A 13545-nucleotide genomic window follows, 5' to 3' on the forward strand; every position below is an offset into this window, starting at 1 on the left:
GTCAGGACGCGGCAAAATCGGGCACGGCAAAAAAGCACAGCAGGTTGGCCTTGCTCAGGTATTTTTTGACGGAATGCGTGGTGGTGCCCAGTTCGGCGGCGATCTCGGCGTAGGTCATGCCGTCCAGGTGGGCCAGCAGGAAGGCGGCCCTGGCCTTGGCGGACAGCTGGTCCAGCGCGCGGTCGACCAGCTGCAGCGATTCGAGCAGGATGGACATCGCTTCCGGCGACGGCGTACACGCTTGCGGCTGGTGCAGCAGGGCGTCGAGGTAAGTCCGTTCCAGCTCTTCGCGCCGGCAGTGATTGGCCAGCAGGCGCTTGGCGATGGTGGCCAGGAAGGGGCGCGGTTGCGCGATCCCCGCACTGCTGCGCGCAACGAAAATCTTGATGAAGGTATCCTGCGCCAGGTCGCCGGCCAGCCCCGCATCGTGCAGGCGGCGCTTCAGCCAGTGCAGCAGCCAGGAATGGTGCTCGGCATACAAGGCCTGGAAGTCGGATGGCGGGGACGGGGCGGACAGCATGCGAAGAGGGTGGGATAGCTTAATCTAAATGAGAATTGTTCTCATAATAACGCAGCGGCGCGCGCCAGGCAATCAGGAAAACGCGGCGTTGCTGAAATGCGACTGCGCGCCCGGGCCGCGCGGTGCCGGATTTGCGCCTGCGCACGGCAGATGTAAAAGTTTCCTTGGCGCAAGCTTTCATGTGAGAAAATGCGGCTTGTCGATGTGGTGCGGAGCGGAGCGAAAAATGATGTGGATGGTTGGCGGTGCCCTGATTCTATTGGTCGCCAGATTTTTATGGCTGGCCTATTTTCATCGGGTCAACGCGATGTCGCGCCAGGCGGAATTGATGAACTGGCTCGATATCGGCCGGGTGTCGAACCCCGATGGCGGCAAGGATATTCTGTTGGCGAGAAATGAGCGCGGCGCCCGGATCGACTGGCGCACGGGCGAAGTCTGGCTGATGAATCCCAAGGTGGCCGAGCCGTTTGCCGATTTCCTCGCTGTCGAGCGCTGGCTGACGATGCGCGACATGCCGGCGGCGGGCAAGCCGGCCGCAGCTACGCCTGCGCCAGTGGAGCCGGAACCGGAACCGGCGCCGGACGCCGGCCCCGTGCGCGACACCTTGCCGGCCTTTCAGCAAAAAGTCGATGCCTGTCTGGCCAAGGCCGAAGGCGGCCAAGAATTGCTGGAAACCAAGCAGGCGTTCGAGGCGGGCAGCGAACCCTATCTCGAGGCATCGACGGAACTGAGCAAGACGGCGCTCGAGCTCGAAGTGTCGCCAGCGATGGTGGCGACGTTTCATATCAGCGCGTTCGCCGCCCTGGCCGAAACGGCGGGAGCCGACAAGCTGGAACGGGTAGCGGCCAGCCTGCACGCGGCGGCCAGGCAGATCAGGGCCAGCGTCGCCGTGTAAAAAGTGGGCCTGACCCGGAATGAAAAAACCGCTGACTCCCTTGCAGGAATCAGCGGTTTTTATGTATTGGTTGCGGGGACAGGATTTGAACCTGTGACCTTCGGGTTATGAGCCCGACGAGCTGCCAGACTGCTCCACCCCGCGGACGAATTATAACCGAGTTTGTTGCATTGCGAAAGAGCGGATTGACATTTGGCTTGCATGAGGGGAGTGGGCATGCTGAGCCGCAATGGAAAAAGCCGCCGATCCCTTTGCAAGAATCAGCGGCTTTTATATATCTGGTTGCGGGGACAGGATTTGAACCTGTGACCTTCGGGTTATGAGCCCGACGAGCTGCCAGACTGCTCCACCCCGCAGGCGAATTATAGCGGGGTTTGCTGCAATGCGCAATGGCCGGGTTTCAGACCCTCGATTACGCCGCCGCCAGGCGCCACAGCGACGTGACTTCCTGCGAGCGGGCCGCATGCAGGCTGTCGGTGGCGTCCTGTGCGCGCGGGTGCGTGGGTTTCACGTCCAGGCGGTCGACGACCTTCAAGCCCGCCTGTTCTATCCATTCCAGCAGTTGCGCGCGCGGGCGCAAGCCCAGGTGCTCGGCCAGGTCCGACAGGATCAGCCAGCCTTCGCCGTTTGGCTCCAGGTGGTCGGCCAGGCCGGCGAGGAAGCCGCGCAGCATGCGGCTGTCCGGATCGTAGACGGCGTATTCGATCGGCGAGCTCGGGCGGGCCGGCAGCCAGGGCGGATTGCACACGACGAGCGGCGCGCGGCCGGCGGGGAACAAATCGGCCTGCACCACGTCGACCTTGTCGGCCACATCGAGGCGGGCCAGGTTTTCGCGCGCGCAGGACAGGGCGCGCGGGTCCTGGTCGGTGGCGACGATGCGTTGGACGCCGCGCTGCGCCAGCACGGCGGCCAGCACGCCGGTGCCGGTGCCGATGTCGAAGGCCAGGCTGGCGCGCGCGGGCAGCGGCGCTTCCGCCACCAGGCCAACGTATTCGCCGCGGATCGGCGCGAACACGCCGTAATGCGGGTGGATGCGCTGGCCCAGGGCCGGCAGTTCCACGCCCGTGCGGCGCCATTCGTGCGCGCCGATCAGGCCCAGCAGTTCGCGCAGCGAGGCGACGAACGCTTCCTCGCCACGGCCATACGCTTCATTGCAAGCCAGTTTCACGTCCGGCGCGCGGCGCAGCGGGATCGTGTAGTCGGCGTCGAACGGCAACAGCAGCATGGCCAGGGTGCGGGCGCGCTGCGACTGCGCCTGGCGGTGCAGATGGAACGCTTCCGTGGCGGTCGGTTCCGGCTTGGCCAGCTTGGCGGCCTTGGCCTTCTTGCTTGGCTTGTCGTTCTTGTGGTCGGCGCGCCGCGCCAGCGCCTGCAGCAGCTGGCGCGCGTTCTGGAAGTCGCCGCGCCACAGCATGGCCGTGCCTTCGCAGGCCAGGCGGTAAGCCTGGTCGGCCGTCGTGCGGTCATCGGCGATGACGACGCGCCTGGGCGGCGGCATGCCGCTTTCCGAGCGCCAGCGGGCCGAATGCTCGGCGCCGTTTTCGCTCCAGTGGATCTGCGGATGAACGGTAGGGGAAGAAGTGTCGGACATGGATTTCAATCGATAGAAGGGGGCGCGCGGCATGGTCGCCTGCGCAGGCCGTCTTCCATTATACGTCGCTGGCCGTGCCGTTAGCAGTGTGCGTGCCATAGGCGAGTGCCAGCGCGCGGGCGCGCGCCTGCTCTTCCGGCGTCGTTTCGACGGCTTTCTGGTCGGCTTTGACCGCCGCGCCCGGCTGTACCAGCTTGAGCAAACGCAAGCTCAGGCTGCCCGCCAGGTCGCCATCGTTGCCGCTGGCGCTGGCGCCATCGGACTTGCCCTGATAGAGATTGCTTTGCAATTGCTGGCCCAGCAGCTTGAACAGGTCGTGCAGATTGCCGCCGAAGTGCGTGGCGGGCAACTCCTTGGCGGGCAGGGCGTCGTCTTCGGGTGATGTGGCTTCCGGCGCTTCACCTTGCGTTTTCTCAAGCACGCCCGCGCTGATGTTCGATTGATATTGCACTTCCACTTCGAAGTCGAAGGTTTGCCCATCGGCCGTCGTGATCTTGCCCTTGCCGATGAAATGCGCGTTTTCATCGAGGCTGAAGGCGGCCGCGCGGCTGCCGCCACCGGCGCCCGAGACGCTGCTGAAGCTGGAACCGGCTTGCAGATCGACCGAATCGAAGGCGACGGTAGCGCCGTCGCCGAACAGCTGGCGTGTCATGGTGGAGAGAAAATCCTGCGCCGCGTCGACGGTCGCGTTGCCCAGCGCATCGGTCCGTTGCGACAGCCCCTTGGCCGACAGGTCCAGGCCATTTTTCGACAGGGCCACCACGTCTTGCGCCGTGCGCTGCATCAGGGGCGAGCCGGCCAGGCCCGTGGCGCCGCTGCCCGTGCGGGACGGTTGCTGGCCAGCCAGCGTAGTCGAGGCGGGTTGACGGCTGGCAAGGGCGGGAAGCTGGGACATGGCGGTTTCTCAATGAGCGAAGTACCGTTATTAACGGCGTTCTACGCCCATTCTTTAACCATTAGTGGTGGTGCGACCAGCTACCGTCCGCCGACTCCAGATAGGACTTGACGGCATCGGCCTGGCCCGTGGCGTGGCGCTTGAGTTCGCCGCATGCGCAAATGCCCTGGTATGGCTGGATATGCGAGCAGGCGGAGACTTTTTGCAGGTAGACCTGCATGGATTTGTGACATTTGACGCACTTGAAGGTGAGGCTGCGGGCGGCTTTCATGGGTTTCCTTGAACTGTTGCGGGGCGTAGCGGGTAGTTACGCGAAGGCGGCGATTTTAACGCACTCCGCCCATCGTTACACGTTGTTGCATCTGCGCCACGCGCAGGTCAACTGAATCCGTGCCGTGACGTTGAACGTATATAGGAGGTCGTCTGACCGCCATTGAAGAGGTAGCACCATGGACAAGCATGACAAGGAAAAGCCTGTACAGCCCGCCAAGGAGCTGGTCAGGAAGTGGCTGAAAGCGGAGCTGGAACAGCGCCGGCCCCCGCCCGACCCCGAGCAGATCCGCCGCGAACTGGGCTGGGATATGCTCAGGCTGTGCCGGGAGCCGGCCAGCCGCTAGCGGTTTAGCGCACCGTCACCACGCTCTTGCCGCCGGAGCCCGGCTGCACGAGGATGCGGGTGGCGATGCGCTCCGTCATTTCCTGCACGTGCGAGATGACGCCCACCTTGCGGCCCATCGCTTGCAAGCCGTCGAGCGCATCCATGGCCACGCGCAGGGTTTCCGTATCGAGGCTGCCGAAGCCCTCGTCGATGAACAGCGATTCGACGCGCACGCGGTTCGAGGACAGCGAGGCCAGGCCCAGCGCCAGGGCCAGCGAGACGAGGAACGATTCGCCGCCCGACAGCGAGTGCACGGAGCGCAGTTCGCCGCCCATGTCCTGGTCGCGCACCATCAGGCCCAGCGACGGATTGTTCGGATTGTCGATGCGTTCGAGCTGGTAGCGGCGCGCCAGGTGGTTCAGGTGCGCGTTGGCATAGCCGAGCAGCACTTCCAGGGTGAATTGCTGCGCGTAGTTGCGGAATTTCTTGCCGTCGGCCGAGCCGATCAATTCATTCAGGCTGGCCCAGCGCCGTTCGATGACGGCTTGCGCCTCGATTTGCGCCAGCATCGCTTGCGCGCTGTGGCGCCGGGCGTCGTCCTGCGCGATGGCCAGGCGCAAGCGCGTCGCTTCCTCGTTCGCGGCCTGGCGTTCCAGCAGCAGCGCGTCGAGCGCATCCTGCAGCGCCGCCTCGTCCATTTCCAGCGCTTCGGGCGGCTGCTGCACGTGCGCCGCCAGCTGCCGCCGCCGTTCGGCCAGCACGGAAACGGCCGCCGTGTGGCGGTCGGCGATCACTTGCAGGGCGTCGCGTTCGGCGCGCATGGCGTCCGGCGCGATGGTCAGGCGCGCTCGCAAGGCGTCCATGTCGGCGGGCGCACGGGCCGGATGAGCATCCTGGAACTGGCGTAGCCAGTCGTGCAGGGCGGCGGTGGCGCCGCGTTCCTGTTCCCGCAAGGCGGCCAGGCGCTGCGACAGCTGCGCGCACGCTTCTTCCAGCCGCGTGCGCTGCTGGCTGGCCGATTGCGCCGCCGTTTGCTGCCGCGCCAGCTGTTCTTTGGCCTGCGCGATGGCGCCCGCCAGCGCGCGCTCGACCTCGGCCACGCTCCGGCCCTGCCATAGCGCGTTGCGCTGCGCTTGCAGTGCCGTGCGCTGTTTGTCGGCGGCGGCAAAGGCGGCATGGGCTTCCTGCGCCGTGTGCTGCGCCTTGGCGGCGGCCGGCAGCGCCGCTTCCAGTTGCGCGGCCAGGGTCGCCAGCGCGTGGCCGCGCTTGTCCTGGTCCGCCTGCTGCTTCAGCCATTGCCGGCTCTCCGATTCACGCGCGGCGCGGAAGTCGGCCGGGCCGGCGCGCCAGCTGTCTTTCCAGTCCTCGGCGCCGTCGGCGTCGGCAAAGGCGCCATCGAGCTGCGCCAGCAAGGCGTCGAGCGCGGCGCGCGCCGTCTCGCCCTTGTCCGCGTTGCCGGCTTGCTGCGCCTGCAGCTGCGCCAGCCGCGCCTGCGCCTCGGCGACGGTGCTGGTGCGGCGCGCGTGCTCGCTGGACGCCAGTTCGTGCGCCGCCTGCGCCTGCTCGCGCCGCGCGCCGGCCTGGCGCAGCGCCGTTTCCTGTTGCGCCAGCGCCTGCAAGCCCGCCGCATTGGCCGCCAGCTGCTGCGCGAACCAGTCCGCGCGCTCGTCTTCCGGCGGCAGCGGCAGGGTGTCCGCATGCGGTTGCCACTGTGCGTTCAGGCTATCGATGGCGGGCGGCAGGGCCGCCAGTTCGGCATCCGTCTGCGCCTGTTCGCGCGCCATCGCTGCCAGCGCCGCCTTGTGCGTGGCCAGCCGTTCCAGATTGCCGCGCACCTGCGTGCGGCAGGCCAGCACGTCATCCTGCAAGCTGGCCAGCATCGCCTGCAAGGCGTCGTCGGCGTGGCTGTACGGGTGTTCCAGCGCGCCGCAGACGGGGCAGGGCAGGTCATCCTGCAAACTGGCCCGCAACTGCTCGACGCTGGCCGCGCATGCCGCTTCGGCGCCCTTCAAGGACTTTTCCGCCTGCGCCAGGCGCGCTTCCAGCAGCGCCGTTTGCGCCGCTTCCGCCGCCCATGCCGTGCTTTCAGTTTGCGCGGCCTGCGCCAGCTGGGCCGCCTTCGCTTGCCAGTGCGCCAGCGCCTGCCGCTGGCGCGCCAGTTCGCTCCAGGTTTTTTCCGCGCTGCTCAAGATGCGCGCGTGCGCCTCCAGCTGGCCGCGCTGTTCCTGCAGTCCCTGGCCATCGATGGCTTGCACGGCCGCTTGCGCCTCGCGCCTTTCCGCATCGCGCACGGCCAGGACGGCGGCCGCGCTGGCCAGCGCCGTTTGCGCCGCCTGCGTGGCGTCAAAGGCCTGGCGCAGCTGCTGTCTTGACTCGGCCATGCTGGCGTCGGCCGCATCGGCTTGCGCGGCCGCTTGCCCGGCCTGGGCAAACAATTGATCCCACAACTGCCACGATTGCGCCAGCGCCTGCCACTGCTGGTGCGATGCCAGCCACTGGCGGCCCGCTTCCTGTTCCGCCTGCGCGGCCTGCTGGCGCTGCTGCAGCGTGTGCAGCGCGGCGCGCGCCGCCTCGTTGGCCTGGTCGGCACCTTGCGCCGCTTGCTTTGCCTGCTCATGCGCGGGCAGCTGGGCCAGGATGCCGGCATCGAGCGCCTTGGCCTGGTCGAGCAGGGGCGCGGTATCGCGCTGCGCCGCTTCCTTCGCCAGCAAGTCCGCTGCCGCCAGCTGCACGGCCTGCGCCAGTTGCGCTTCGCTGGCCACGGCCTGCGCCGCCAGCATGCGCGACGCTTCCAGCGCGGCGCCGGTGCCGGCGATGTCGTTCGCCAGACGCGCCACGTCGTCGATCAGGGGCCGCGCCGGCTGCAGCAATTCCCACTGCGCCAGCGCCGCACGGCGTTCTTCGGCGGCGGCCCGTTCGGCATCCGCGCTGTCCAGTGCTTGCTGCGCGGACGCCACCTGGGCCTGCAGCTTGTGCGTTTCCTGATGCCAGCGCTGCTGCAGTTCCAGCACGGCCTTGCGCAAGTCGATGGTGTGCAGGCTGGTCTCGGCGGCGCTGCACAGCGCTTCGGTCTCCGCCCGTTCTTCCGGCGACAAGGGCCGCTGGTCGGCCAGTTTTTCGCCCAGGCGCTCAAGCACCTGCTTTTCCTTTTTCGCCCGCTCGAAGGCGCGCATGGAGATATCGGTATAGATGCTGCTGCCCGTCAGGGTTTCCAGCAACTCGCCCCGTTCATTGTCTTCCGTCTTGAGGAAGGTGGAAAACTCGTTCTGCGCCAGCAGCACGGCGCGCGTAAACTGGTCGAAGGACAGGCCGATGCGCTTTTCGATCTCTTCCTTGACTTCCGTCTTGGTACCGCCGATGGGCTGCAGCGCGGGCAGCTGGTGCAAGCTCATGGCGGTGGCCTGCAGCGCCCCTTCCGCCTTGGTGCGCGAGCGGCGCACGCTCCAGCGCGCGCGGTAGTGACCGCCATCGTTACCGACGAAATCGACTTGCGCGTAACCGTCGGGCGTGCCGCGGCGCAGCAGGGTGCGCGTATCCTGGGCGTTGACGGTTTCCTTGCCCACGTCGGGCAGGGCGCTGCCCCGGCCCAGCACTTTCAGCAAACGCGGCGTGGCGTCGTACAGGGCCAGGCACAAGGCGTCGAGCAAGGTGCTCTTGCCCGCGCCCGTGGGGCCGCTGATGGCGAACAGGCCGGAAGACGCCAGCGGCTCCTGCTGGAAGTCGACTTCAAATTCGCCGGCCAGCGAGGCTAGGTTCTTGCCGCTGATTTTCAGGATTTTCATGCTGTTCTTTATGCTGATGCAGTCGCCCGACGGGTGCGCTTACAGATCTTTTTTCGCCTTGGCTTCTTCGGCCGCGTGCTTTTCGGCGGACGCCGCCGCTATGGCGGCTTCGCGTTTGGTTTCAAGGCCGGCATCGACCAGCGTCAGTTTGGTGGTGAAGAACAGGGCTCTGGCGGACCACAATTTGTTGATCATCTCTGTGTCATACGGAGAGAGGGAATGAATGCGCAATATTTGATCGGCATGATACACAATGCAGTTTTCATCGACGATTCTCAAGTTGTCGAGTGCGGGGAGGCGGCGGTACGCCCGGTTGCAGCTGAATGTGACGGGATGCCCTTCTTCCTTGCTGTATTTTTCCTCAAGCTCTTTCTGGAGCTGGTATAAGTCAGACCCTTCCAGCAAGACCGTGATGGCCGTCACTGTGCCGTCAGCCAGCTGCTCGGTGGTGACGACGCGCGGTTTGCCGAAATAGCTCCATTTACCCAGATAGCCATCGGCCACCGATTTCCCCGCCTTGATGCCGGTGCTCAGGTCCTTGAGCATGATGGGTTTCGACAGTTGCGACGCTGCTGTCTTTTCGGCCGGCATCGGGGGCGGGTACTCGGCGCTTGGGCCGCAACCGGCAAGCGATATGAGCAACGAAACGCCCAGCAGGGGGAAATGACGGATTTTCTTCATAAAACCTTTCAAATGGTACCGTGGGAGAATGGATGGTGGGCGTAATGCCCCTGGACGTCAGGCGCCGGGCAGCAGCAGTTCGGCCAGGGCCGACAGTTGTTCGGGCGGCGCGGGCCGGCCGTATTTTTGCAGGTACAGGCGGCGGAAGATGTCGTCGGGCTGCAGCTGGGCCAACTGGTCGAGCGTCAGGTTCTCGGGCGCGCTGCTGCGCGCGGCGCTCGACGTTTCGATCTTCGCCAGGCGCACGGGCTTGCCGTCGAGCGCCGTTTCGATGCGCGTGCGCAGGCCCGGCTCTGGCGCATCGAGGCGCACGCGCACCTCCAGGAAGGGTTGCGCTTCGGCTGGCGCGTCCGGCACGTCGAGGGCGGCCAGCTGCGCCAGTACCTCGTCTATTGGTGCCGGCGTGCCTGGCACGCGCAGCAGGGGCACGGCGCGCGGCACTTCGATGGCGCGCACGGATTGCAGCGCTTCGCCGTCGATATCGAGGCACAGCACCTGGTGGCGGTAGTTCACTTCGGCGAACGACAGGGGAATCGGGCTGCCGCAGTAGCGGATGTGATCCTGCCCACCCACGGCTTGCGCCTTGTGCAAATGGCCCAGCGCCGCATAGGCGATGGCGGTATCGAAAATACCTGACGGCAGCATTTCCGTGCCGCCGATGACGATGCGGCGCTCGGAATCGTTCGACATTTCGCCGCCCACCATGTGGCAGTGGCCCATGGCAAGGATGGCTTGCCCGGGCTGGCGGCGCGCCAGCGCCAGGTCCGCCAGCTGGCGGTACAGCAGGGCGATGCCGCCCAGGTAGGCGTCCTGCGTGTCGCCGGTCGGCAGTTTCGGCACGTCGCCAGGGCGCAAAAAGGGCACGGCCAGGCACCAGGCCTGCACTTGCCCGTCGCCGCCGGTGAGCGGCAGCAGCAGGCGCTCCAGGTCGATATTGCCTGCTTCGTCGCGCAGCAGATGGCCGATCACGTGAGTGCCATGCGCGGCCAGCAGGGGGCCGGGTGCTTCGAGACGGCCGGCCGAATCGTGGTTGCCGGCGACGACTACCAGTTGCAGCGCGGGCAGGCGCGCGCGCGCCTGCTGCAGGAAGACATATAACTGCTTTTGCGAGGCGGCCGATGGGTTGGCGTTGTCGAATACGTCGCCCGCCACCAGCAGCACGTCGGCCTGTTCGGCCACGAGCGTGTCGAGCAGCCAGTCGAGGAAGCGCTGGTGTTCGTAGCCCCTTTCAAAATTGTGCAGGGTCTGGCCCAGATGCCAGTCGGAAGTGTGCAGCAGGCGCATGGTGTGGCAAGGGTAGGGAGGACAGGCGCCAATATAGCAGGAATGACAGGGGTCAGACTCGCGCGCTGCGCCAGCGGCCATGTCAAGTTGTCAGCGCGCCGGCGCGATAGGTATTGCGCCCATCCTGCTTGGCCTGGTACAGCAGCACGTCGGCCCGCTGCAGCAGCACGGCAGGGGGGATGTCTTCGTCGCGGTAGAAGGCCAGGCCGATGCTGGCGGAAATGCGCACGGTGATGCCGTCGAGTTCGAACGGCTGCCGCATGGCGGCGACGATTTTTTCCGCCAGCACGGCCGCGTCGTCGGGGCGGGCGATCTGCTCCATGATGATGGTGAATTCGTCGCCGCCCAGGCGGGCGATGATGTCGGTGGCGCGCATGGTCTGCGTCAGGCGCTGGGCGAAGGCGCGCAGCAGGGCGTCGCCGGTACCGTGGCCATGCGTGTCGTTGACGGGCTTGAAGCGGTCGATATCCATGTACATGACGGCCATCAGGTGCTGCTGCCGGCGGCTCGCGTGCATGGCGTCGCTGAGTTTTTGCTGGAAGCCGGCGCGGTTCGACAGGCCCGTCAGCGCATCGACCTGGGCCAGCTTCAGCAAGCGCTGTTTCTCGCGCTTTTGCACGGTGATATCCTGGCGCATCACGTGAAAACCCACCACCTGCAGCTTGTCTTCGCCGATCTGCGGGATGTAGATCACTTCCATGCAGCGCTCGATGCCTTCCTTCTCGTCTTCTTCCTCGAAGCTCAAGGTTTCGCCGGCCAGCACTCGTTCGATATACGGCGCCACCGTGCGGTAGCGCGCCTCGCCCACCGTGTCGCGCACGCTCTTGCCCAGCGCCTGCCGGCCCGTCAGGCCGAATTCGCGTTCATAGGCGATGTTCAGGAAGCGGTAGACCTGGTCCGCGTCGATGTAGGCGATCATGGCCGGCAAGGTGTCGGCGATGGTGCGCAGGCGCGCTTCGCTTTCCAGCAGCGCCACTTCCGATTCGCGCAAGGTGGTGATGTCGTCCAGGGTCCCCACGTAGCCTTCGATCTTGCCGTCGATGAGGATGGGGGCAATTTTGACGGAGACCCAGACCAGCCTGCCGTCGCGCTGCAGGCAGCGCAAGGTGGACTGGAATGGCGCATGGCTGCGCGTGAGCTGTTCCAGCGCCACGTGCATCAGCGGATAATCGTCCGGGTGCAGGGCGCTGGTCCAGCCGGCGCCCAGGGCGGCCGCGCGGGGGAGGCCCGTGATCGATTCGAAGGTGCGGTTGACATAGGTGCAGCGGCGCTGGCGGTCCAGGCGCACGAGCCCCAGCGGCGAGGCGTCGTTGACGGCGGCCAGCTCGGCCTGTTTCTGGCGCAGTTCCAGTTCCTGCTGGCGGCGCTGCGAGATATCCTCGGCGATGCACAGGATATGTTCGATCTGCTGGCGCTCGTCGAACACGGGCACGGAGACGGCGCGCAGGTAGCGCAGGCTGCCGTCCGTCAGGCGCAGCGGCTTTTCCGTATGGTCGATGACGCCGTGCTCGGCCAGGATGGCGCGGTCGTCCTCGGCATCGTGCAGGCCGAAGTCGGGCGGGAAGGCCTGGCAATCGGTCTTGCCGATGACGTCGGCGGCCAGGTGGCCGGTGATGTCCTCGGCCGCCTTGTTCCACACTTCCATCTGGCCGAAGTTTTCCGGGCGCGCGCTTTTCACGTAGACCAGCACGGGCAAATGGTCGATCAGCGACTGCAGGAAGCTGCGGTTGTCCTGCAGTGCCAGTTCGTCGTGCTTGCGCGCGCTGATGTCGCGCGAGGTGACGGCCACGCCGTCGGTGATCGGCACCACCTGGTGGCGCAGCCAGCGCGTGGCGCCCGAGGCCAAGGTCAGTTCGAATTCATCTTCCAGCGGCTGGCGCGTTTCCATCACCTGCACGAAGCGCTGGAAGAAACGTTCGCCGCGCAGCAGCGGCATGTGCGCCAGCACGCGCTGGCCCAGCAGTTCGGAGCGCGGCTTGCCCAGCATGTCGGCGGCCCGCTCATTGACGTCGGCGAAAATGAAGTCTTCCACCGGCTTGCCTTGGGCGGGGCGCCAGGCTTTCAGCAGCAGCACGGAGTCGAGGCTGCCGTGGTGCGCCGCGCGCAGCAGCGCCTGCGTTTCCGTGGCCTGGCGGATGCTGCGGCGCAGGCGCGCGCTCTGGCGCATCAGCAGGGCCGTAAAGCCGGCGATGAGCACGCTGGCGGCGAGCAGCGCGCCCACATACAACAGGCGGCGCTGTTCGAAGCGGGCCAGGGCGGCGGCGCGGCTCACGCCCACCACGGCCAGCAGCGGGTAGCGCGGCAGCTCGTGGTAGCTGTAGATGCGCGGCGTCGCGTCTACGGGCGGCTCGATCAGCAGTTCCTCGGGGGCGTGCCGCGGCGGACCCGGCATGCGGAAGTCGATGCGGTCGCTGATGATCAATTGCTCGCCGATGCGCCCCACCGTCAGGCCGCTGTCGCGCGCCACCAGCATCAGCGCGCCATGCTCGTCGAGGTTCAGGCGGTCGTAGTCGTCGACAAAATACGTGGGATCGACGTGGATGACGATGGCGCCGGCGAAGCGGCCGCGCGCATCGTTCAGGCGGCGCGCCAGGCGGATGGTCCAGCGCTTGCCGTCCGCGTCAAGCATGGGCGTGTCGACCAGGACCGTGTCGGATGCATTGGCGGCCAGCGCCCTGAAAAATGGCTGCGTGGCCAGGTTTTCCGGCAGATACGCATGGGCGCTGTCGACCACATTGCCCTGCGCGTCGATGAGGGCGATCGGCAGTTCCAGCTTCGATGGCAGCACGCTGTCGAGCAAGCCCTGGCGGCGCGTGAATTCATTGAGGCGCAGGGCGCCGTCCGTTTCCTCGTATTTGAGCTTGAACAATTGCGTGGCGTGATCGGTCTGGCGCAAGGTGAAACTGGTGTGGTCGGCCAGGGTACGCGCCAGCGACTGGCTGACGGCCACGGCGTCGCGCACGGCGCTGGCCCGTTCCTGGCCCACCTGGTACAAGACGGCCGCCCACAGCGCCAGCAGCAAGATGAGCGCGAACAGGGGTACCAGGCTGAGACGGTACAGGCGGCGGGCAAGGCGTTGCAGGGGTCTTGTTATCGCTATCACGGGCGCTTGCAGGCTAGGGTCATGGAAAGGTGAAGGGCGGCGTGGCGCGCATCATAGCCGAAATATGCTGACTTGCGCGCTGCCTGCTGCCCTAGCGTCTGTTCGTGGTCTGTCGCTGGGCTTATTTTGCGTTAAATCAAGAACCTGTGGTGCCGCGCACGCTAAAAAAAGCACGCCGGGGGCGGCACGGGCTGGC

10 protein-coding genes and 2 tRNA genes are annotated in these 13545 nt (G+C 66.3%); 2 read left to right on the forward strand and 10 right to left on the reverse strand.

The window, feature by feature from the left end:
- Position 1 precedes the first annotated feature (1 nt).
- A complete protein-coding gene (locus IGS55_RS12365; protein ID WP_230518750.1) occupies positions 2 to 520 on the reverse strand; it encodes a sigma-70 family RNA polymerase sigma factor in 519 nt (172 codons plus the stop codon).
- 226 nt (positions 521 to 746) lie between these two features.
- On the opposite strand from IGS55_RS12365, the gene IGS55_RS12370 reads away from it, so the two are divergent.
- Positions 747 to 1415, forward strand: coding sequence for a hypothetical protein (locus IGS55_RS12370; protein WP_230518751.1), 669 nt, complete (start codon positions 747 to 749; stop codon positions 1413 to 1415).
- Between the two features lie 67 nt (positions 1416 to 1482).
- Here the strand turns inward: IGS55_RS12370 and IGS55_RS12375 are convergent.
- From IGS55_RS12375 to IGS55_RS12395, 5 genes are all read right to left on the reverse strand, one after another.
- Positions 1483 to 1559: transfer RNA gene (locus IGS55_RS12375), tRNA-Met, on the reverse strand.
- 135 nt (positions 1560 to 1694) lie between these two features.
- Positions 1695 to 1771, reverse strand: a tRNA-Met gene (locus IGS55_RS12380).
- Between the two features lie 56 nt (positions 1772 to 1827).
- Positions 1828 to 3006, reverse strand: a complete 1179-nt coding sequence (locus tag IGS55_RS12385) for a methyltransferase (RefSeq protein WP_230518752.1) — start codon at positions 3004 to 3006, stop codon at positions 1828 to 1830.
- Between the two features lie 58 nt (positions 3007 to 3064).
- The gene (locus IGS55_RS12390) at positions 3065 to 3901 is read right to left on the reverse strand and encodes a hypothetical protein (protein WP_230518753.1); all 837 of its coding nucleotides are present in this window, start codon (positions 3899 to 3901) and stop codon (positions 3065 to 3067) included.
- A 61-nt stretch (positions 3902 to 3962) separates the two neighbouring features.
- A complete protein-coding gene (locus tag IGS55_RS12395) occupies positions 3963 to 4172 on the reverse strand; it encodes a hypothetical protein (protein ID WP_034755039.1) in 210 nt (69 codons plus the stop codon).
- 178 nt (positions 4173 to 4350) lie between these two features.
- Here IGS55_RS12395 and IGS55_RS12400 point away from each other — a divergent pair, with 178 nt between their 5' ends.
- Positions 4351 to 4518: a hypothetical protein gene (locus tag IGS55_RS12400; protein WP_162835746.1), complete on the forward strand. Its 168-nt coding sequence runs from the start codon at positions 4351 to 4353 to the stop codon at positions 4516 to 4518.
- Positions 4519 to 4522: 4 nt separating this feature from the next.
- Here the strand turns inward: IGS55_RS12400 and IGS55_RS12405 are convergent, their stop codons facing one another.
- The 4 genes from IGS55_RS12405 to IGS55_RS12420 form a co-directional block, all read right to left on the reverse strand.
- The gene (locus IGS55_RS12405; RefSeq protein ID WP_230518754.1) at positions 4523 to 8281 is read right to left on the reverse strand and encodes an AAA family ATPase; all 3759 of its coding nucleotides are present in this window, start codon (positions 8279 to 8281) and stop codon (positions 4523 to 4525) included.
- Between the two features lie 39 nt (positions 8282 to 8320).
- The gene (locus IGS55_RS12410) at positions 8321 to 8962 is read right to left on the reverse strand and encodes a hypothetical protein (protein ID WP_230518755.1); all 642 of its coding nucleotides are present in this window, start codon (positions 8960 to 8962) and stop codon (positions 8321 to 8323) included.
- 57 nt (positions 8963 to 9019) lie between these two features.
- Positions 9020 to 10246, reverse strand: a complete 1227-nt coding sequence (locus IGS55_RS12415) for an exonuclease SbcCD subunit D C-terminal domain-containing protein (protein ID WP_230518756.1) — start codon at positions 10244 to 10246, stop codon at positions 9020 to 9022.
- 82 nt (positions 10247 to 10328) lie between these two features.
- A complete protein-coding gene (locus tag IGS55_RS12420; protein WP_230518757.1) occupies positions 10329 to 13349 on the reverse strand; it encodes a PAS domain-containing protein in 3021 nt (1006 codons plus the stop codon).
- Positions 13350 to 13545: the final 196 nt, after the last annotated feature.

It is taken from the genome of Janthinobacterium sp. EB271-G4-3-2 (assembly GCF_020858035.1).
Taxonomy (GTDB): Bacteria; Pseudomonadota; Gammaproteobacteria; order Burkholderiales; family Burkholderiaceae_D; genus Janthinobacterium; species Janthinobacterium aestuarii.

What these genes read in the sequence shown, in the direction of transcription:
- IGS55_RS12370 (WP_230518751.1), top strand. Translation starts at nt 747, where the DNA reads ATGATGTGGATGGTTGGCGGTGCCCTGATTCTATTGGTCGCCAGATTT.
- IGS55_RS12405 (WP_230518754.1), bottom strand. Translation starts at nt 8,281, where the DNA reads ATGAAAATCCTGAAAATCAGCGGCAAGAACCTAGCCTCGCTGGCCGGC.
- IGS55_RS12365 (WP_230518750.1), bottom strand. Translation starts at nt 520, where the DNA reads ATGCTGTCCGCCCCGTCCCCGCCATCCGACTTCCAGGCCTTGTATGCC.
- IGS55_RS12415 (WP_230518756.1), bottom strand. Translation starts at nt 10,246, where the DNA reads ATGCGCCTGCTGCACACTTCCGACTGGCATCTGGGCCAGACCCTGCAC.
- IGS55_RS12385 (WP_230518752.1), bottom strand. Translation starts at nt 3,006, where the DNA reads ATGTCCGACACTTCTTCCCCTACCGTTCATCCGCAGATCCACTGGAGC.
- IGS55_RS12390 (WP_230518753.1), bottom strand. Translation starts at nt 3,901, where the DNA reads ATGTCCCAGCTTCCCGCCCTTGCCAGCCGTCAACCCGCCTCGACTACG.
- IGS55_RS12400 (WP_162835746.1), top strand. Translation starts at nt 4,351, where the DNA reads ATGGACAAGCATGACAAGGAAAAGCCTGTACAGCCCGCCAAGGAGCTG.
- IGS55_RS12395 (WP_034755039.1), bottom strand. Translation starts at nt 4,172, where the DNA reads ATGAAAGCCGCCCGCAGCCTCACCTTCAAGTGCGTCAAATGTCACAAA.
- IGS55_RS12410 (WP_230518755.1), bottom strand. Translation starts at nt 8,962, where the DNA reads ATGAAGAAAATCCGTCATTTCCCCCTGCTGGGCGTTTCGTTGCTCATA.